Origin of the sequence: Wolbachia endosymbiont (group B) of Rhopobota naevana (assembly GCF_947250615.1) — a bacterium.
Lineage (GTDB): Bacteria > Pseudomonadota > Alphaproteobacteria > Rickettsiales > Anaplasmataceae > Wolbachia.
Genome location: NZ_OX366333.1, coordinates 586475 through 605432 on the forward strand (window position 1 = coordinate 586475; position 18958 = coordinate 605432).

Annotated in this window: 21 protein-coding genes; 6 read left to right on the plus strand and 15 right to left on the minus strand. The window is 35.7% G+C overall.

All coding sequences use genetic code 11. The features are described 5' to 3' along the window. The first annotated feature begins 67 nt into the window (after positions 1 to 67). The 5 genes from OOL01_RS02875 to wmk (OOL01_RS02895) all read left to right on the plus strand — a co-directional run bounded on the left by OOL01_RS02875 (position 68) and on the right by wmk (OOL01_RS02895) (position 5153). Complete coding sequence (locus OOL01_RS02875) at positions 68 to 1258, plus strand: hypothetical protein (protein ID WP_264687094.1); 1191 nt, start codon at positions 68 to 70, stop codon at positions 1256 to 1258. Between the two features lie 379 nt (positions 1259 to 1637). Beyond that, positions 1638 to 1787 carry a hypothetical protein gene (locus OOL01_RS02880; RefSeq protein WP_264686538.1) on the plus strand — a complete coding sequence of 50 codons (150 nt, stop codon included), beginning with the start codon at positions 1638 to 1640 and terminating at the stop codon, positions 1785 to 1787. A 43-nt stretch (positions 1788 to 1830) separates the two neighbouring features. Beyond that, entirely contained in the window at positions 1831 to 3102 is a 1272-nt protein-coding gene (gene ltrA, locus OOL01_RS02885; RefSeq protein ID WP_264686537.1) for a group II intron reverse transcriptase/maturase, read from the plus strand. 117 nt (positions 3103 to 3219) lie between these two features. Then, positions 3220 to 4128 carry a WO male-killing family protein Wmk gene (wmk, locus tag OOL01_RS02890; protein WP_264686003.1) on the plus strand — a complete coding sequence of 303 codons (909 nt, stop codon included), beginning with the start codon at positions 3220 to 3222 and terminating at the stop codon, positions 4126 to 4128. An 89-nt stretch (positions 4129 to 4217) separates the two neighbouring features. After that, a complete protein-coding gene (gene wmk / locus OOL01_RS02895; RefSeq protein WP_264687095.1) occupies positions 4218 to 5153 on the plus strand; it encodes a WO male-killing family protein Wmk in 936 nt (311 codons plus the stop codon). Between the two features lie 95 nt (positions 5154 to 5248). Here wmk (OOL01_RS02895) and OOL01_RS02900 read toward each other — a convergent pair whose 3' ends face one another. Then, positions 5249 to 6166 (minus strand): patatin-like phospholipase family protein, encoded by a 918-nt coding sequence (locus OOL01_RS02900; RefSeq protein ID WP_264686004.1) that lies wholly within the window; start codon positions 6164 to 6166, stop codon positions 5249 to 5251. On the opposite strand from OOL01_RS02900, the gene OOL01_RS02905 reads away from it, so the two are divergent. Then, the gene (locus OOL01_RS02905) at positions 6165 to 6686 is read left to right on the plus strand and encodes a phospholipase D family nuclease (RefSeq protein ID WP_406718671.1); all 522 of its coding nucleotides are present in this window, start codon (positions 6165 to 6167) and stop codon (positions 6684 to 6686) included. The two genes, OOL01_RS02900 and OOL01_RS02905, sit on opposite strands and share 2 nt — an antisense overlap. Here the strand turns inward: OOL01_RS02905 and OOL01_RS02910 are convergent, their stop codons facing one another. The 14 genes from OOL01_RS02910 to OOL01_RS02975 form a co-directional block, all read right to left on the minus strand. Then, positions 6687 to 6908 carry a hypothetical protein gene (locus OOL01_RS02910; protein ID WP_143688910.1) on the minus strand — a complete coding sequence of 74 codons (222 nt, stop codon included), beginning with the start codon at positions 6906 to 6908 and terminating at the stop codon, positions 6687 to 6689. 214 nt (positions 6909 to 7122) lie between these two features. Continuing rightward, positions 7123 to 7659, minus strand: a complete 537-nt coding sequence (locus OOL01_RS02915) for an ankyrin repeat domain-containing protein (RefSeq protein ID WP_143688911.1) — start codon at positions 7657 to 7659, stop codon at positions 7123 to 7125. Positions 7660 to 7671: 12 nt separating this feature from the next. After that, positions 7672 to 8622 carry a contractile injection system protein, VgrG/Pvc8 family gene (locus tag OOL01_RS02920; protein ID WP_264686006.1) on the minus strand — a complete coding sequence of 317 codons (951 nt, stop codon included), beginning with the start codon at positions 8620 to 8622 and terminating at the stop codon, positions 7672 to 7674. After that, the gene (locus tag OOL01_RS02925) at positions 8623 to 8832 is read right to left on the minus strand and encodes a tail protein X (RefSeq protein WP_208571687.1); all 210 of its coding nucleotides are present in this window, start codon (positions 8830 to 8832) and stop codon (positions 8623 to 8625) included. Further along, complete coding sequence (locus tag OOL01_RS02930) at positions 8829 to 9176, minus strand: phage tail protein (protein ID WP_208571688.1); 348 nt, start codon at positions 9174 to 9176, stop codon at positions 8829 to 8831. The genes OOL01_RS02925 and OOL01_RS02930 overlap by 4 nt, the downstream gene beginning before the upstream one ends. Position 9177: 1 nt before the next feature. Next, complete coding sequence (locus tag OOL01_RS02935; protein WP_264687096.1) at positions 9178 to 11493, minus strand: phage tail tape measure protein; 2316 nt, start codon at positions 11491 to 11493, stop codon at positions 9178 to 9180. 109 nt (positions 11494 to 11602) lie between these two features. Then, positions 11603 to 11860 carry a phage tail assembly protein gene (locus OOL01_RS02940; protein ID WP_264686007.1) on the minus strand — a complete coding sequence of 86 codons (258 nt, stop codon included), beginning with the start codon at positions 11858 to 11860 and terminating at the stop codon, positions 11603 to 11605. A gap of 46 nt (positions 11861 to 11906) precedes the next feature. Further along, entirely contained in the window at positions 11907 to 12413 is a 507-nt protein-coding gene (locus OOL01_RS02945) for a phage major tail tube protein (protein WP_264687097.1), read from the minus strand. 28 nt (positions 12414 to 12441) lie between these two features. Then, positions 12442 to 13626 carry a phage tail sheath subtilisin-like domain-containing protein gene (locus OOL01_RS02950; protein ID WP_264687098.1) on the minus strand — a complete coding sequence of 395 codons (1185 nt, stop codon included), beginning with the start codon at positions 13624 to 13626 and terminating at the stop codon, positions 12442 to 12444. A gap of 33 nt (positions 13627 to 13659) precedes the next feature. After that, positions 13660 to 14214 carry a hypothetical protein gene (locus tag OOL01_RS02955; RefSeq protein WP_264687099.1) on the minus strand — a complete coding sequence of 185 codons (555 nt, stop codon included), beginning with the start codon at positions 14212 to 14214 and terminating at the stop codon, positions 13660 to 13662. Positions 14215 to 14229: 15 nt separating this feature from the next. Then, positions 14230 to 15624, minus strand: a complete 1395-nt coding sequence (locus tag OOL01_RS02960; protein ID WP_264687100.1) for a hypothetical protein — start codon at positions 15622 to 15624, stop codon at positions 14230 to 14232. After that, a complete protein-coding gene (locus OOL01_RS02965; RefSeq protein WP_264687101.1) occupies positions 15611 to 15814 on the minus strand; it encodes a hypothetical protein in 204 nt (67 codons plus the stop codon). The genes OOL01_RS02960 and OOL01_RS02965 overlap by 14 nt, the downstream gene beginning before the upstream one ends. 7 nt (positions 15815 to 15821) lie before the next feature. Continuing rightward, a complete protein-coding gene (locus OOL01_RS02970; protein WP_264687102.1) occupies positions 15822 to 17009 on the minus strand; it encodes a hypothetical protein in 1188 nt (395 codons plus the stop codon). 11 nt (positions 17010 to 17020) lie between these two features. Then, the gene (locus OOL01_RS02975) at positions 17021 to 18955 is read right to left on the minus strand and encodes a DUF4815 domain-containing protein (RefSeq protein WP_264687103.1); all 1935 of its coding nucleotides are present in this window, start codon (positions 18953 to 18955) and stop codon (positions 17021 to 17023) included. Positions 18956 to 18958 lie beyond the last annotated feature (3 nt).

Consider the following 18958-nt stretch of genomic DNA (forward strand, 5'->3'; position numbering starts at 1 on the left):
GAAAGCTGCATGCACGGTTCTTGTGGGGGAGTTATAGAAGCAAAACTCAATCAAGGGGGATAGGACTATGACTTCTACCGAACGTAATAAAATAATTGTACCTTTTGATGATCAAGAAGGAGGTACTTACGAGTTAAACATTGATCTTGATAGATTATCAAAAGGTGAGGTGTTAAATGCTATTGTGGGGATTGGCCGTACTAACACCTTTGTAAGCAAAATTAATAAGGCTAAAAAGTTTGGAGAAGTGCCCTTCCCTAATAGAGACGTTCAAATCAACTACGGAAAAGGGCTTGATTATATATATTGTACAAAACCTTTAAACGATCAAGCAGAATATTTAAATCCATTTACTTCAGCTTTGAAAAAAATAAAGCCAAGTGCAGGTGAAAGTGAAACTTTGAGCTGGTTTAAAAGTGAAGTGGTAGAGGCAAAGAATGTAAATGAATTGCACAAAGTTATAGACAAAGTACTAGCTTCTGGAGGAAGGCTAAATGCATGTAATGATGGAGAGTGGAGCTTTGCTGAATATGTAGTATTGGGTACACATTTTCATAAATTAGAAAAAAGTGATCGAAAAAAGATAATGCGTAAATTAATGCTAAGCGGTGCAGAGTTTCATGATACTTTATTGGAGAATAAATTGATAGGTGAAATCTATAATGAGCTACAACCAGAAGTTCAGCCACAGATAGATAAGCAACTAGAAGAACTAGAGAAAGCTGGCGAAAGTGCTGTTCAGGAAGGAGAATTAATAGATATCGAGATAGATAATAAAATGCTTTTTATGGAATTCTCTGAAGATAGCAAGGTAGAGGTAGCAAAAATACTGAGAGAGTTAGGGAGTAATATTTTAAAAATGGGTAATAATGCAGTTGAGATCAGAAGGGAGGAAGGAGGTGTAAGAAATTACGTTGATGTATCAGATGGTAGCTCTGTTGTGTTAGAAATTCCTACAAGCGCTGGTAAACTAAATATTATATTGTACCATGATGTAAAAAAATATGATCAAGTACAAGTCAGAGTAGAAAACAAGGAAATGTGGGCTGAGCTACAACAAAGAGGTGAAGAAATTGGAAAAAATTGTCTTTTTGCTGGAGTAAAACTTAAAGAAGCAGTAGAAAAGGGAAGTTTTATGAGATGTGGCATATGGAATAGCAAGCAGCTTATGAAGGAGGTTGATAGCCCAAGTGAAAAATTGTCTTCATGGGTAGATAAAGTACGTGAAAATAGTAAAGAAACTTTTAGGGGGCTTTAATTCATTTATTTTAAGGTTCCAGAGTCTAGTGTGCCGTAGAGACACAAGGAATGTTCAAGTAAGAGCAAACTAAGTGCAAAAGCTACTCAATAGATGGGGGTGGGCCCCTCGGAGCCGGCTTACAAGAGCAGGCTTCAAACAACCATAAGCTGCTTTGGTAAAAAGCTAAGGTAGTGAGCGTTATGGAAAAGGCGCAAATATGCGTCATGTGTAAAATAGAGAGATGAATGAAAATGAACCACTGATAAAGTGTCGAAAGGAATTGGATGATGTCAAAACCAGGGGTTAGACTTAACCTGGGATAAATCTATCGGGAGCTTGTTTACTGGATAGATGGCGTCCGGCATAGAGGTGGCATGAATCTATTTTGGGCTATTGCGTGGAACTGCGGGAACCTGTCGTTTCGATGATAAGGGAGAAATCCAAGGAGCTGATCTCTGAGGATGAGAGTACCGATGCGGAAAACAGGGGCGGATCAGCTCGTAGTAGTGAAGAAGTTTCTGTAATGGAAATGGAGCGAAGGGGCTGAGTTATTTAGTTTTAATTATTTATCAACCGAAAGGGAGGAGTTAATGAATAAAACAAAGTCTTTTGATATACCGAAGCAACTTATTTGGAGAGCTTATAAACAAGTATCGAGAAATAAGGGTGCTGCTGGTGTAGATGAGGTTTCGATAACAAAGTTTGAGGAAAATCTAAAAGATAATCTATACAAACTATGGAATCGTATGTCATCCGGAAGTTATTTTCCAGAGCCTGTAAAAGCTGTAGCAATACCGAAAGATATGGGAGGAGGACAAAGAATTTTATGTGTTCCTTCTGTATCAGATAGGATAGCGCAAACAGCAGCAACAATGTATCTCGAACCGTTAGTGGAGCCAAAATTCCATGAGGATTCATATGGTTATAGATCGAATAAATCAGCATTGGATGCGGTAGATACAGCGCGTAAGAGATGCTGGAAGTACGATTGGGTGGTAGACCTTGATATATCAGGGTTCTTCGACAATCTGGATCACGACTTAGCACTTCAGGCTATCAAGAAACACACAGACTGCAAATGGGTCATACTATATGTTGAAAGGTGGATGAAATCCCCTATACAACTTGCAGATGGCAGTAAAGTAGTTAGGGATAAAGGAGTTCCGCAAGGAGGTTCAGTTAGCCCAATCATCTCTAATATATTCATGCATCATGTGTTTGATATATGGATGAAAAAGAACTATCCGACGGTACCATTTGAGAGATATGTGGACGATGCGATAGTGCACTGCAGAACAGAGAAACAGACAGGATTTGTGAAAGTAATGATCGAAGAGAGATTGGCTGAGTATAGGTTGAAATTACATCCTAAAAAGACACAGATAGTGTACTGTAAGGATGACAATAGGAGAGATGAATTTCCTAAACAAAGTTTTGATTTTCTGGGTTACACATTCAGACCCAGGTTAGCAAGAAATAAAATAGGGAAGCATTTTGTTTCATTTCTCCCAGCAATTAGCAACAAGGCCAAGAAAAAGATTACTACAACCATAAGATCATGGAAAATGCTACGAAATACGCATATAACATTAGAGGAGATATCAGGAAAAGTAAATCCAATAGTCAGAGGCTGGTATCAGTACTATGGCAAATTTTACAGAACTGAGGTCTACAAATCTCTAAAGAATGTAGAGCGGCATCTAGAAAAGTGGGTCAAAAGGAAATATAAGAGACTCAGGAGTCACGGAAGACTAGCAAGACAATTTCTAGGAAAGGTGAGAGATAGGTCTCCAAATATTTTCTATCATTGGACACTAGGTTTAGGGTCAAAAAGGCTAAATAATGGGAGCTGTATAAGCTGAGAGGTTTATGTACAGTTCTGCGAGAGACTGGTAGGGGAAGTTCCACTGGTCTACTCTCCCCATTATATCTGGAGCCTTTGAGCTATAGTAGAAAATATTATATGTATGGTTCTTTGTATGGAAAAAAGTCTAGACTGTGAGGTAGGGCAAAAAGTAAAAAATTGGAGGTTAGAGCGAGGTTATACTCAGAAGGATTTAGCTGAGAAAATTGGTGTAAAGTACTGGGTAATACTGCAATATGAGAAAGGGAATCGTAAAATTCCAATTAAGAAGTTATATGCCATAGCAGAAGCATTATCAGTAAATGTTAAAGGTCTAGTTTGTGGAGAGACACTACCAAATAAAAAAAGATATTTTGAAGATGAAGAAATATTAAATTTAGTAAAGGGGCATAAGGATAAAGAATTAAGCGAGGTATTTTATTTATTAACCAAATTTATTCGTTTGAATGAGGAAAGAAGCAGAAAAGCGGTAAAAATAGAAGTAGCAAGGGGTTTGATGAAAGTAGGAGTTTCTGCTCATGTTATCTCTCGAACAACTAACCTATCTATTGGTGAGTATGAGGAGAACAAAATTCCTGTTCCATACAAAGTAGGGCAAAGGATAAAAGAGTGGAGATTGATACGAGGATATACACAAAAAGATTTAGCGAATAAAGTTGGCATAACAAATCAAGGAATATACGAGTATGAACAAGGGAGAGCTGCTGTCTCACTTGAAATGTTAGATGAAATAGCAAAGGTATTATCAATCAGTATCATAGATCTACTTCCCGAATCAGATGAGGATAGTGAAGCGGAAGAAAAGCTATCAAAGTTGATAGAAGAATACAAAAAGATTGAGAGTCGGGAATTACGCGATATGCTAATCAAGTCTTTATTTGAAGGTATACATGTTTATAGAGAAAAGGTCAGAGAGGAAAAGAAGATTGAAGTTGCAAGGAATTTAGTGAAAGAAGGAATTTCTGTTGATATTATCTTGCAAACGACAGGCTTATCAAATTATATGATTGAGAAATTTTTGTGATTTCATAAAAACTTAGCCAATAGTGGATTTTTTTGTGATAGAATATATGTTTGCTTCTGTAGGAAAAACAGCTTTTAGAGGATTTATCTATGATAATTCAGAGCATATTGAGCTACGAGCTGGGGAAAAAAATAGAAGGTTGTAGGATAGTACAAGGGTATACTCAGGCAAAATTAGCAAGCAAAATTGGTTTAACACATAAAGAAATACATAACTTTGAACTAGGGTGCAAGGCTATTACAATCAAAGAATCGTATATAATAGCAGGAGCATTGTCAGTTAATGTTATAGATCTACTTCCAGGACCAACAGTACTAAGAGAAAACAGTTGGTATGAAGATGAGGATAAAGAAATAGTCTATCTAACAAAAATACATAGAGAAATTAAGGATCAGGAATTACGCAAGAAGCTGTATCCATTAGTAAGGTTTGTATATATTAGCGAGAAAATTAGCCAAGAAGAAGCGAAAATAGAAGTAGCAAAGAATCTAGTGAAAGAAGGAGTTTCAGTTGATATTATTTCCCAAGTGACTCGCTTATCTACTTATGAATATGATGATATAGAGAAAGAAATTTGTACTGATTCTATACTCTACAAAGTGGGGAAAAGGATAAAAGAGCAGAGATTAATACGGGAATACACTCAGGAGGACTTGGCAAATAAAATCGGTTCAACACCTAAAGAAATACACGACTATGAACGAGGATATAAAGACATTCCAATTGAAATATTATATAAGATAGCAAAGACATTATCAGTTAACATTAAAGCTCTTGGACTAACAGAATATGAAAATGAGCCAGTTTTGAGATTTGTAGGTAAATGCGAAAAAATTGAGGATCAAGAATTACTGGATACGGTAGCTAGATCTTTATCTGAAGGAATGCAAACTGGTAAAGAAAAGGTTAAAAAAGCAGAGAAAATCAAAATTGCAAAAGATCTAGTTAAGGAAGGTGTTGCTATTGATATTATTGTGCGAGCAAGTGGCCTAACTGCTGATGAGTTGGGTGAGTGTGAAAATTAAATGTGTTTAAGATATAAGTAAAATTAGTTAATGATTTAACCAGCAGAATTTGCTAACCAACTTTTTTGGCTCAGTTGAATTTTGCTTGGTATAAATTAAGATATGAAATCGCAAAGTTTATCTATTAATTTCTGATTGTCCTCTATCATTGCCTTTGCCTCTTGTTGAAGAGATTTGATATTTTTTGATGTAATATTATCCATGTCAGGTGATGCTATTTTTAATTGCGATTGTATACGTATATATTTATCAGCTATAACTTGATTAAGTTGATAGTTTACTGCATCTAAACTTGAAGAAAACATCACATGTATTAGTGGTTTTATCCAGCCTATTTTTCCAAATCTCTTTGAATTGGCTATGCTTCTGTCTGTTCTGCCAGTACCTACCGATAACAGTAGAATATCATCATTTGGAAATAACCTTTTACCACTAGCATAAGCACAAGCCGCTGGATTATTGGCAAAAACCCCTCCATCCACTAATACTCTGTTTATCTGGTTAATTTTGAGATGTTTTGGTATGAAATAAGTAGGTGCAGCCGTTGCAGCTCTGAGTGCATCTTTCAGCTTAATATTACCTTCTTTCCAGCTTTTGAAGAAAAATGGGCAATTATTCTGAATGTCGTAACTGGTAAGCAGTACATTATTTAAAGTGTTTTGTAGAGTATCATCACCAAAATATTTGTCCAATACAAATTCAATATTTTTATGTGGGTATTGTGCACAGTTAAACCAAGATAATATTGATCGCCTAAAAAATGAAGACTTAAAAATATATGCTCCGTACTCTTGGTAAAATTCAACCAAATCACTTGCGGAGTATTGGGGATTTCCTTGTTTATCTTTTTTACATAATCCTGCTATAACAATTCCACCGGTTGAGGTTCCTGCCATTAAGTGAAAGATTTCAGCTATCCTCTTTCTTGTTCTTTTTTCTATTTCTGCTAGAATGATGGCTGGTATTATGCCCCTTATGCCTCCGCCGTCAACTGAAAGGATGTATTTTTTCATGATTAGATATTTATTAATTCTGTTAACTTGCTCACTTTTATCAGGTTGTGTTTCTTGTCCTAGTACTACTGTATGTTTCACTCCTGGGGAAAATTGCACCAATCTAATAATTGATTCCGTAGAGCATGCTAAAGGGTCTGTGTTAGTTCAAGCATACCAATTTACCTCAAAGCCTATTGCTGAGTCCTTGATTCAAGCCAAAAAACGAGGTGTAGAAGTTAAGATAATTCTTGATAAGTCGCAAATTCATTCAAAATATAGTGTCATCAATGAGTTATTCGAGCAAGGTATTAAGATTTATATTGATTTCAAACCAGCAATCGCTCACAATAAAGTCATGATTATTGATAACCAAAAAATCATAACTGGGTCTTTCAATTTCTCTGACGCCGCACAGAAAAAAAACGCTGAGAATCTACTAATTATAACAGGAGATCCTCCATTAGTCGAGCAATACATCAAAAACTGGAAGGATCGTCAATCTCAATCTGATGCTTACACACCAAAAGTAGAAGAATAATTACTTGTACTTCAAATTAGCTTTGAATTCATCTAATTCCTCAGAAAGATTCTTTACCCGTTCTTCCAGACGATATACCGTAACGGCCAATCCATTGTTCTGCTCTATAAATTTATCATGCATGTGTACCCGTAAGTCTAGCTTGGCGAGCCACCAAATTGTTGCTATGGTCTGTATTACCATCGTTATTATTACTGTGATTGGGATTTTTTGTTTTTGCATGCTTTTCCTGATTGTATAATAAAAGACTTTCAATTATTTCTTGTTTGGTAGTGTTCATAAGCGTCAAGTTAAGTGCAAGCGGCATAAGAAGGAAAATGGAAAAAACTATTTTAGAAATTGAGTAATAAGGTTAGTAATTTATGGATCAATCTAAAAAAATTATCTTAAACTTGACATGTATAAATATTTCCTATTGTTTCCCAGTTACGAAATATTACTGCTCAGATTTGTGTTCCTTTTCAGCATTATAGAGCAAGTGTATAATTTCATCGTATGGTTTATCTTTATTGTGCCGTGATCTTAGCACAGCTACATCTCTTGGGTTTTTTCCATCTTTATTTCTGATTGTAGGATTTGCACCTTTCTCCAATAAAAACCTTATGATTTCTAAATCCCCTCGATACGCAGCATTGTGAAGTGCTGTACTTCCATACCCGTTGATAATATTTACATTAATTCCTTCGTCTATCAGAAATTTGACAACTTCTAAGCATCCTTCTCCTGCAGCATAATGTAGTGTAGTAAGTTTAAAAATTTGCGTATCTATATCTAATAAATTTTTTACTGAAAACTTCGCAATTTCTAAGTTACAATTTTCAGATGCAATCCGCAATATTGTTTTATAATTATCTGTAGCTTTTGCTTTCGTATAGCAATAGGTAATAATAACACATACTACTGTTACTATAAACCACCAAAAATGTAGCTTATTTCTTGAGTCTCTGTTCATATTCAATACTTTTTTCAACATTAAACATTTGGTTTACTGATTTTTTCTTAACGTTGATGCTGATAACACAGTGCGATAACCTGAACTATCTAACACATGTTCTGCTCTGTCAATTATCCATTCACCGTCTATATCTTGATGAAACCCTAACAAGCTAAGTTTCGCCTCTGCAAATAGTTCTGGATTACCAGGCATAGTGATATCCAATACTGCATTATTTCGCTTTAGTTGTTTTAACTTAGCATTTGCTGCACTTAGTGCTGATTCTACATTAGAGTAAAGCGTTTGTATGGTATAACTTGGACTACCAGAGCCAACTGTTTCTGATATAGTTTCACCCTTTTCATAGCTATGCCATTTTGCAACCACTGAGTTGTACCTACTCACGGTAAAATGCACTTTCCAATTGATTGTGTCTTGAGGTCTAATAGCTGTTGTTCCTAAAGCTTTTCCAGTTGCCGACTTTGCTTTGCCTTTGGGAATAAAGAGTATGTATCCGCCAGCTAGCTTTGCCATTGCTCCGTATTCTATTGCTATTTTTGTTAATAAACTTATATCACTTTCTTCTATTTGGTTAATATGTGGAATCAACACATTTTCAAACTCTTCTGCAACTCCGTACCCATATCCGTGCTTTTCTGCTATTCCCTTAACCAAGTTACCTAAAGTAATTTGATGCCATTCCTTAGATACTTTCTCTTTTAATGACAGTCTTAAATTTGTTGCATGGGCTTTTATTAGTAAGGTTTTAGGTGGACTCTGCACCGTAATTTCATTAACTGTATATACACCCATTGGCATTACTCCGATTTCCCTGTACCCTAAAGAAATATTCAATTCATTAGGAATATCTATGTCTTTGTCCCTATAATCAACATGTACTTCAACTACATCGTCTATTGTCCCAGATTCATCGGTAAGGCGCAATGATATGACTCTATCTTTAACTGATTCACATTTATCTATTATAAAATCTGGCTGCATTTATTCCCAGACCTTTAATTTTGACTTTTGTACTGGTTTCTGAATAGTAGGAAGCTTTATCTTTAATCCTGCAGGCAAAAAGCTTCCGTATTCTGCCAAACCTAAGTTCTCTGCTAGTACTAATTCCACTACTCCATCCGTAAATCCGTAATGTTTCCAGCAAATCAGATCTAGCATTTCTCCTTCTTTGGCTAAGTAATATATAATCATCTATAGCTCTTCAAACTCAAACTAAATTCAACTTTTCTTGGTAGTCCACTAGGTAAAAAATACATCTGCTTTTCTTCTAACCTGGTAATTACGAACTGTCCTAAAATATTACCTAAACTATCTACTAAAATATGTGGTTTTTCAGCTTCTTTCATATTCTTTAATTGATTTAGCCCATTGAGATTATGTAGATAAATCGTTCCTTCTAAATCTATATCTTCTATACCTTGACCGATATTTTGTAATAGTGGCATATTTTCAATACACTCAATTGTGCTCCAACGATTTTCTCTATTATACTTTAAACTTCTTGGAACAAATTTATACGGGCCAAGAGACAACATTTTAATAAACAGGGTCTATGGTATCAAACAGAACATCACGTGATTTTTCTCTTATCCTTTTTATTACTTCATTAGCAAGGCTACGAACATCTTGATTTGGTGCTGCTTGTACACTTATGTTGAAATAATTATGTTGAGTTTGGTTAAAAGTTTTATTTTCATATTTGCTTTTTACGTACTCTTTTAGATTGAGATCTTTCTCATCTGCTATAGATTTCTTTTCTGCGATAGCATGTTTAATTTTAACATTATTCCAGCTATTTTTAGAAATTCCTTTCATCACACTATTATTTGATAAAGGATTCCCATTATTAAAAACACTATTTTTAGAAAGTACATTGCTAGCTTCTCCATCAACTAACGAAATAACAGTTTTTCTCTTCTCAAATTCTTTTATTGGACTATTTTCTGATACTTTCCAAAATACGCTACTAACTGTATCTCCCATCCATGAAAAAGCCTCTCCTATCGGTTTTATGATTGATTTCCAAAAACTAGCAAAGAATTCCTTCACTTTTTGCCAGTGAGTGATAACAAGTGCTGCACCAGTGACAAGTCCAGCAATTAAAAGCCCTATAGGATTACTCATTACAGCAAGCGTTATTGCTCTTAGCCCTGTTATTACTGCAGGAAAAACTGTAGCTGATAAAAATGAAAATGTTGCAAGTATTTTTGCCCTTAAACCGAGAACTGTACTTGCTAAAAAAGTAAACCCATAACCTAAGCCTACTACTAAGATTTTCAAACTTATTAAAGCTGCTATAGTTCCCATGATTGCTGTAGTTAAGGTTGGATATTTTTCTGCAAATAAGGCTATGCTCCTAGTTTTTTCTTGTAAAAATTCAGCTATAAATTTTAAAGTAGGCAGCATCACCGAGCCCAGGTTCATACCAACTTCAGCTATTGCATTTCGAAGGAGTCTTAATTTATTGGCTGTAGTGTCTGCACGATTTTTGAATTCTTTTTGCAGAGAGCTTCCGTACTTTTCTGTGTTAGCCAATAACTTTATTGCATCCTCATACTTATTAAAACTTCCAGCTAATAATGCAATATCATCTTGATATTCCTGACCGAAAAGTTTCATCAGGATTGTAGAACGTTCCTGATTATCCATTTTCTTTAGAGTTTGAAAAAAGTAGAGTAATGCTTCTTCCCCATTTTCACTTATTCTTTGCACCATTTCTTCTGTGGCTATACCCATTTCTTCTAGCGCTGCCTTAAATTCTTTTCCTTGTCCTTCAGCAGTTTGAAGCTTAGAAAGTAAAGCATTTATAGCAGTTGCAGCTTTTGCTGGTTGTTTGCCTAAACTAATGAAAGCATTTACTAAACTGCTTGTTTGTTCAAACTTTAATCCAAACTGCTTTGCAGTACCACCAACTATTGCTAGAGCTTCAACCATATCTTTTGCTTTAGCAGCAGTGTTATCTGATAAGTGGTTGATTACATTACCAACGTGCTCCATTTCACTAACATCAATTCCATAAACGTTAGAGAGTTTAGCTATGGAATCACCTGCTTGCTCTGCAGACATATCAAATGCTGTAGACATTTTTGCCACTGTTTCTGTAAACATAAAAAGATCTTCTTTCTTGATACCAAGTTGACCACCACTTGCAGCTATTTGTGCCAGTTCTGCGGCTGATAATGGTACAGTACGTGACATCTCTTTTAACTTTTTTGCAAATTTATCAGCTTCCTTTGTCTTTTCATCAAAATCAACTACTTTTGTAACATCAGCCATAGCACTTTCAAAGTCAATAGCAACTTTAATTGGTGCTGCAAGTGAAAGCCCTAGTCCAATAGTCTCTATAATTTGTGACTTAAAATGTGTCTTACTTGCTAAAAAACTTTGGTGACTACGTATTGCAGACCCAAGCTTACCATACTTACCTTTTAGCACTTCAATAGAAGAACCAAGTTTATATTGATCGCTTACTAATGACTTAATATTTCTTCCACTTTTCCTTACTTCTTCATTAAATGAATGCAAAGCATCTCTCTTTTTCAAATATGCTTCTTTTGCTTTTGTTGCAGAAAACTTAGCTTTATCAAACTCTGCTTTTAAAGTTTTGCTTGGTTTCTCTATCGCTTTCATTTGTTTAGCTAAAGATTTTACTTGATCTTCAAAGCCCTTCCACGACCTCTTGCTAGTCAAAACATCATGACCTAACTGCTTAAACTTTGATACTGATTTTAAAGATGAGTCAAGCTTTCTTATATTCTCACCAAGACGAGTAAGTTGACTACTACTTCCTTTTATTACAGTATTAAAGCTGCCATCTAAAACAGCTCCTATTTTTATAGATAACGTTGACATTTAAGCTCCTTTGCTAATTTGCTCCATAAAATAAACTCACTAATCTCCATATCAAGAATGTGCTCAACTCCACCACCTATGATAGAGCCAAGCACTAGTATTTCTAATCTCAAGTTTTTTGGATAATCGGTGAAAAAAAATCTTTTAATACCTCTTGAATTTTCACATAATCAGCAATATCTAACTCTTCAATCGCTTCTTTTGCAACTGATGTCAAATTGGCAGTCAAAGTCACTTCCTTATTTAGGTCACTACCATTAATGCGTTCTATTGCCAAATAGTCTCTAACTTTTGGACGTCTAATAGTAAGTTCTGAGACAGAAATACCATCAACTGTTATTGGATTATCAAGTTTTACTGTTGTCATACTTTCTCCTAAAAAATAAAATTCTAAAATCTTTTTAAAACTAAACCTAAATACCTAAAATCGTTTGCAGCAAGGCCATTTGATCAACACCATTTATCTTTCTTATCATATTTTCAGCATCGATCTCTATCAGCTCATTGCTACCTATCGTAAGTTTATAATAATGAGCAGCTACAGTACACTTCAGCGTTGCTTTTTCAGCAGGTTTCCAGCTACCAAAATCAAATTCTTTGAATATTCCCCTAAGGTTGATAATAACTCCTTCAATATCATTGCTACCACTTCCTTGCATTCCTCCACGGAGCGTCAAAGATACTGAGTTTCCATCTATCAAGCCAAAAAGTCTAAATAGTTCTGAATCATACTCAGCGAAAGTAAAGTCTGCTTCAAGCTTTTCCATGCCCATGTCAATATTTATTGGTATATCCATACCACCAGCACGGTACTCCTCTGTTTTTATGGTAAGCTTTGGTAAGGTTACTTCATCTATTTTTCCTGCGTAACCACGACCATCAACAAATATGTTAAAATTCTTTAAAATCTTTGGTAGCATCTTTCTTCCTTTTTTCCCTTAATAAAATTTACGATATTTCACTATTCACCAGCCGTGAACGAAAAGTAATCTGTTCTGCTGGATATGGTGGTGTAAACTCAAAGTCAAAATATACTTTTCCACTTGCAATATTTGTTGGTGTATTGAGCTCTGGTGTTGCATAACATTTTCCACTGATAATCGCTCCTTGCGCTTTTAAATTGGCCAAATAAGAATTCACCCCCTCAATCATATCATCTATATAAGTTTTGGTGATATTGCGATCAACTGCCCATAAATGAGCTCGAAGTAAACTATCATTGATTAAATCTGCAGTCCTTCTCACTGACAAAAAAGCCCATTTTGAGTCATTTGAACATGTTCTATTTCCCCAAAGCCTATAGCCGTTTTGATGAATTATCGTTGTTACTTCATTTTCATTTAAGTGGTTTGCTCTACAATTTGTATTACCGAGCGTAAAATCAATAGGCCTACTTGTTCCAATAATACCGTTTATTTCTTTATTTGAAGGTGAGTGCCAGAAGCCTTGTTCGCTGTCTATTTTAGCTATTAAACCAGCTACAAATGGACTCGATGGCAAGGTTCCTTCTTTTCCTTCAATAAATAACTTAATCCATGGGTCAACTACGTAAACTCTTGAGCTGCCTACACTTTTTCTCCATTTTATTGCTTCTTCATCATTAGTATTTGGTCCGTCTGCAACAATAATTGCTCTTAATTTTTCTGCTGTGGAAATTAAAGCACTCACTACTGGATTTACTCCATCTATTTCAGGTAACTGATGAGTAAACTGAGGTGCAATTAATATTCTTGGAGCAACATGGACTATACTTTCACTGCTGAGGAACGCCTCTATTCCCTGATATTCTCCAGTTTCTTCGTTAACTCCACCAATTATATTCTTCAGCGTCTCTTCTTCTTTTAATTTTGGATCGCTGTTTTCACTTTCTTCAACTCGAATAACTACTACTGTTGCACCGATTTGGGAAAATATTCCGTTTGTTGCAGAAGGTAAACTGCCACTCTTTCCAAGTCTTGCTGCTTCTTTTAAGCTTCCTGCAACTAACACTGGTTTATTTAGCGGAAATTTTTGCTCATCTGCTTCAGGTGCAGTACCAATTACACCTATCACTGATGATTTAGCTGTACGTACTGATCTTGTCCCTGAGGTTACCTCAATAACATTTACTCCGTGTAAAAATTGTTCTGTCATTTTTTTCCTTGCACGCTGATTTTTGAAAAGAATTTAAGTTTCTAGGTTTTGCATTTTTTGTTTACAATCATCTAGCAAAGTTTGCAGTTCTTCTTCACTTTTAGCTTCTTCAATTTTCCTCTTGGCCATGTCTTCCAACTCCTCGCATTTCACTATTGCTTTTACTGCTTTTTTCACTTTTTCCTCGATTATTCTTGCCATTTCAATAACCGTAATACCACGGACTTTTGCTAAAGGTTCTATAATTTCTTTATCCTTTTCATCTTGGTCTGCTAGAATGCTTTTTGCTGCTTTTTCTTGTATTTGATACGATTTAGCTTTTTGGTAAGAATGCCCTGCGTATTGGTGAGTATGATTATCATAATAAGCACGAAGATTAGAAAGTGCAGAAAACTTCGCATTTTGTAGTAACTCCAATGCAATATCTTCTTGACTCCGCTGAGCAATTTCTCCTCCTTCTGTTAACTGATAACTCTTTTGCCAGTCAAAATTCTTTGGCGCTTCATACCAATCATTTCCAATTGGCTTACTTTCAAGCGTTGTTGTTTCTACTTGTTTGTTATGTTCAAATCTAATATAAATTGGCATTGGTTTTCTCCGTTTTTAATTCCAAATTTTATGAGTGGCATCTAATCCTGGGCATTGCCAAGCTCTTAGCGTTCTCTCTACGTCCACCTCAAGTCCTGTGGTTAGAAAATTGCTGCGAAAGTTATATATTCCCCACTGAATAAATTGACCATAGATTGTGCTATACGTATGCTCACTTTCAAAGAACTCAGGTGTCTCACCAACTCTTTCACCTCCTGAGTGAAGATTGGATGACGTATAAAGTAACACTGTAACAGTTTTTCCTGCTGGAATGATTATGTTACCTGATGCAATAAATTCAGGACTGTTAATTTCATGCTGGTAAATACGTGCCCAAGTAATTCTCGAAATCTCTGACTTCCTTGTATTAGTTTTATCAGGTGTACCTATAAATAATCCTGCTCCTCCATAATTAACTTCATCTTTATACCACATTGCAGATCCAACAAAGTTTAGAGTTTTACTTATATCTACATTACTTGTGTTTTTTACGAATATTACTCCCAATGCAGCATAAGGGTATTTCAGCATATTGAATTGCTCAGAAAATCCATCATACATAAATCTTGGGTATGATTCTCCATAGATAAATGTACCTTTACTTCCCTCTAAAAAACTGAGTTGTCTTGGCCGATAAAAACTAACATAGCTTGTATCATATGTGTGAGTACCTGCTAGTAGTTGTAGCATATAGTCTGTTTTTGTTACATCACTACTCCACTGACCAAGCTCAGTTGTAAAAGTTCCGTGGCCAAAGTAATTATTTTTTCTACTTAGTACACCAAATAAAAAAGGTAATGCTCCAGGTTCAATCATATGACGATTTCTTACTTCTTTCATGATTGATGAGCCACTTGGTACATCATTAACAGTACGGAAGTTATTCACTAAACCTTTAAGACCATCTTTATGATCATCGCCAACACTGTTTATTGCTGCAATATTGGCATTCTTTCTTGTATCAAGTAGCGATAAATTTGTTGTTCCTTTTTCATCAATTCTCTTTAATAACTGCTTCTCTGATTCAGAGATCACTGCTAAAGAACTAGCTTTTTTATTATCCAGATCAGTTAAGTGTTTTTTTGCACTATCAAGAAGTTCTTTTAGCTTACCATCAGTCATCTGTACAATTTCAGAAACCGCACTTTTGTCGATTATTGATTCCAGTGCTTTAGCAAGATATGCTAATTGATCTGGTGTACTGTTTACTGCTAAATCCCTAAGCCTTTCTTGTAGTGCATCAATTATTTCTTTTACTTTAGTCATTTGCACAATATCAGAAATAGCTTTTTTACCTATCATCGATTCCAATGATTTAGCAAGGTACGCTAATTGATCAGGTGTGCTATTTGCTGCTAAATCTTTAATTCTTTGATGCAATGCATCTATGGCTTCGTTAGCAATGGTCATTCCAAAAATTCAAAAAAGTCTCAAAATTCAGTCGTTCAAATGCTTTTTTAAGCTGATTGTGCTCATTTTCTCTTTTAGCGATATCTTCATCTATTTTCTTAATTGTGGTACGGATACGAACAACATCTTCCACTGCAATATTCTCTGGATGTGGCAATGGATATCCTCGTTTGGTTTGATCAAAAGTCATTTAAATTTTATGTTACTATTACTCTGAGATTTTTGACTTTAGGACGATAGACAACCGTTCCACTTAAAACCAGTTTTATCCTTGTCTCATTAGCATTAAAATTTGATAGTACATGAGTTCTCTCCACCCAATTTTCTCCAATAGGTTTTCCTGATGTTAAATTCACTAACTGCCAATCCACATTTTTTTGCACATATGCTTTTACATCTGCAGTGCCAGGTATTAGCGCATCATATGTTATGGTAATTTTAGTGTTAGCTCCTGCTGTAATGCTCCTTGTAACATAATCTCCGAACTCTGAAAGATTACCCAGAACTAGCTGTAACCCAGGATATAGCACTGGACTTTTTTCTTTTGACCCTTTTAAATTTGCCTTTACTGTTAGCTCTCCAGATAGTCTTTCACGCAGTGCAAGTGGCAAACTATCAGACAAAAAGTTCTCTTTTCCCTCTTCATCTGTTAAGATAAACTCTACATTGGTATCAAATGCTACTTTTTCGACGTTTGTCAAAACAATTAAATCTGAAGTATTGGTTGCTGTAACTTTTCCCAGATCAATAACGTGAGAATTTTCGCTAAATTTTGCAGCCAAAAGCCGAAACGTTAAATCTAAATTTTGATGTGGTGTCCAGGTGCTTGCATTACTTGATGACAGTAATACTCCTACTTGATATGGCTGACTTGTTACCCAACGGCTATTTACTGCATCATATTTGCCAAGTTCTGCTATCTTTACTGCAGTACCAGGATCATCAGTAAGCAGTACTATTGCATACTCCTCTCCTGCATGGCAAAACACTGGTGACCACTCTATACGTGTTGCTGTGCCATCTATCTTTATATCTTTTGGCTCAATATAGCTTTCAGCAATGACAGTCTGCGAGGGCATTCCCACTGCTGTTTCTCTAATCTGCACAACAACACGTTTTTTGCCGCTATTTGTGAACCATAAGTTTAGGCCTCCTATGTGTCTGCTCTCATTTAAAGTAAATGTTTGGGCTAAAGGGTCAATTCTTCTTGCTGCGATAACTCTTCTTCTCTCTTCTATGGTAATAGTTTTTTTACCAGTATAAGTTGTCTCTCCATAGCTTCCTTTATCCCCATAAAATTGTACTAATTTAGTACCTGCTGGAATGTTTGCTGGTACTTTCACCTTTCCCTTTAATTTTCCCTGGTTGTTAGCTCTTTTTTCCACTTTTTTTTCCTCTATGCCATAGGTATAATAGAAATGCCATCAAATTTTATTTCCTTAAGCTTTTCATCTGGCTCAAAACCTTCAATTTCAAAATTCTGTACTGCTTCTCTCATAAATTCAGTTTCGTATGAAGTACTTGACAGCAGCTCTGTCGTTTCTTTAGCATTAAATACTCTGGTTACTGGACTTTTCCAATTTGTTTTTACCTCCGTCCAGTGATCAATGTTTTTATTTAGAGTAATTTGTGCCGGGACTGGATCAAAAGCTTGATATGGATTGATCTTTTCTCCTTTAGTCTGTAAAAGCTGCTCCAGTACCGGTTCAAGTTCATATGGCAAAAGATATCTTTCCCCACCTTTTTCAATATCTGCAACTTCTACATCTATTGGCAGAACTAGCTCTCTATTTACTATTGCTGCAAACTGCGAAATTCCTTGATCACGCATATCATCATCAAAGAATGGGTCAACAAATACTCCTTTTTTGGTGGTAGGTTCTCTTGAATTTGCATCACTGCGTAAACGTTCCTGTGCAACCAGCGCATAAAGATCATTTATTCCTTTTTTCATTGCTTCAAGCTCATTCATCGGTACAGCATGAATAGCATTATTCACTATTTTTACCCCTTCTTTTTCTCCGTTTTTCCATGTCTGATGAATGTAGCAGAGCAAAAGTTGTCCGCTAGGTGCTTTAGGCATTGATGGTCTCCAGGGATGGGCAATTCCCTTGATTCTTCTCACCACTCCTTTGCTATCGATAGTAATTAAATCAAAGCGGGGCATTTTCCAGGTGTAATCAATCAGAACCAAGCTGTTATCAACTGCTCCTTTTACTTTGCATCCCTCTTCACTTATATCTTCAGGGCTTACATGAGTACGACAGCGGTAAGTTATTTGATAACTACTTCCAGGAGCTGGCTCTTTACCTGGTAATGACCAATCAACGTTTCCTGCATTTAACTTATAGTCTATACTATTTTCATAAATAACATTGCCTTGTTTAATTTGAATAATCTCAAGTACCGCAGAGTCAGGTATTGGATCAACAGCTCCTGAGTATGAACCGTGAGTAATGGTAATGGTTTTTTGAACGGTTATATCTACTTTTTTGATTTCACTTATTGGAAAATCATTAACCTTCAGTTCCATTACTCTTTGGCTATTTGGCTGAAAAGTATGTGGTTCTGATTCAACTGATTTTATATCCGGATCTTCATCAAAAGAAACACGAATACTGTGAGGAAGTTCAATCTCATAGCCATCAACATGAGCTTTGCCCTCATTAATCACAAATATTTTTTTTCCTCCTTCTCCCTCTTCCTTTTGCAGGAACATTACTTCAAGACCATTTACGACGTAGGAACCATTTGCCTCTTTGTCATAACGAGCAAGAGCAGTAGTTACTATGTTTGCTTGTGGAGGTGGTGAATGTTCTATTAATACTCCATTTTCAATGTTATAGATTGGATAAAACTCTCCTTCAGAAAAACGTGGAGAAAGACCTTCTGCTTGATAACCCCAAGTGATAGTAGCTCTAAGCCTTGCAGCTCCTACTTCCTGATAGTTTCTTGTACCAATAGCAGGATCACGAAGGTTTTCATCCTCAAGTTCTGTAATCGTAGATTCTACATAATAAACACCTATGCGAACTGTGGTACTCAGTGGAATAACAAATTCTTCTTTTTCAACTTTTCTAACTGCACCGCGCAGATAGATTTTTCCTGATTCAAGCGTAACTTTACCAGTTTCTCTATCTATAATACAATTGCTTCCCGTTATCACATCACCATCACGAAATATTGCATCTCCTATGCCTTTAAGCTTAGAAAGAGCATACTCCTGAGTCTCATTTAATTCTGCAGACTGTAGACCTCTTCCAGCAAGAAATAAGCTTTTCTCATATTCTTTGTCAGGATTAAAGCGGTTATAATAGGCGTTTAAAGTCATTTA

What these genes read in the sequence shown, in the direction of transcription:
- OOL01_RS02915 (WP_143688911.1), bottom strand. Translation starts at nt 7,659, where the DNA reads ATGTTGAAAAAAGTATTGAATATGAACAGAGACTCAAGAAATAAGCTA.
- OOL01_RS02945 (WP_264687097.1), bottom strand. Translation starts at nt 12,413, where the DNA reads ATGCTACCAAAGATTTTAAAGAATTTTAACATATTTGTTGATGGTCGT.
- OOL01_RS02905 (WP_406718671.1), top strand. Translation starts at nt 6,165, where the DNA reads ATGATTAGATATTTATTAATTCTGTTAACTTGCTCACTTTTATCAGGT.
- OOL01_RS02920 (WP_264686006.1), bottom strand. Translation starts at nt 8,622, where the DNA reads ATGCAGCCAGATTTTATAATAGATAAATGTGAATCAGTTAAAGATAGA.
- OOL01_RS02910 (WP_143688910.1), bottom strand. Translation starts at nt 6,908, where the DNA reads ATGCAAAAACAAAAAATCCCAATCACAGTAATAATAACGATGGTAATA.
- OOL01_RS02875 (WP_264687094.1), top strand. Translation starts at nt 68, where the DNA reads ATGACTTCTACCGAACGTAATAAAATAATTGTACCTTTTGATGATCAA.
- OOL01_RS02975 (WP_264687103.1), bottom strand. Translation starts at nt 18,955, where the DNA reads ATGACTTTAAACGCCTATTATAACCGCTTTAATCCTGACAAAGAATAT.
- OOL01_RS02930 (WP_208571688.1), bottom strand. Translation starts at nt 9,176, where the DNA reads ATGTTGTCTCTTGGCCCGTATAAATTTGTTCCAAGAAGTTTAAAGTAT.
- OOL01_RS02950 (WP_264687098.1), bottom strand. Translation starts at nt 13,626, where the DNA reads ATGACAGAACAATTTTTACACGGAGTAAATGTTATTGAGGTAACCTCA.
- OOL01_RS02955 (WP_264687099.1), bottom strand. Translation starts at nt 14,214, where the DNA reads ATGCCAATTTATATTAGATTTGAACATAACAAACAAGTAGAAACAACA.
- wmk (WP_264687095.1), top strand. Translation starts at nt 4,218, where the DNA reads ATGATAATTCAGAGCATATTGAGCTACGAGCTGGGGAAAAAAATAGAA.
- OOL01_RS02900 (WP_264686004.1), bottom strand. Translation starts at nt 6,166, where the DNA reads ATGAAAAAATACATCCTTTCAGTTGACGGCGGAGGCATAAGGGGCATA.
- OOL01_RS02935 (WP_264687096.1), bottom strand. Translation starts at nt 11,493, where the DNA reads ATGTCAACGTTATCTATAAAAATAGGAGCTGTTTTAGATGGCAGCTTT.
- OOL01_RS02965 (WP_264687101.1), bottom strand. Translation starts at nt 15,814, where the DNA reads ATGACTTTTGATCAAACCAAACGAGGATATCCATTGCCACATCCAGAG.
- OOL01_RS02960 (WP_264687100.1), bottom strand. Translation starts at nt 15,624, where the DNA reads ATGACCATTGCTAACGAAGCCATAGATGCATTGCATCAAAGAATTAAA.
- wmk (WP_264686003.1), top strand. Translation starts at nt 3,220, where the DNA reads ATGGAAAAAAGTCTAGACTGTGAGGTAGGGCAAAAAGTAAAAAATTGG.
- OOL01_RS02925 (WP_208571687.1), bottom strand. Translation starts at nt 8,832, where the DNA reads ATGATTATATATTACTTAGCCAAAGAAGGAGAAATGCTAGATCTGATT.
- OOL01_RS02940 (WP_264686007.1), bottom strand. Translation starts at nt 11,860, where the DNA reads ATGACAACAGTAAAACTTGATAATCCAATAACAGTTGATGGTATTTCT.
- ltrA (WP_264686537.1), top strand. Translation starts at nt 1,831, where the DNA reads ATGAATAAAACAAAGTCTTTTGATATACCGAAGCAACTTATTTGGAGA.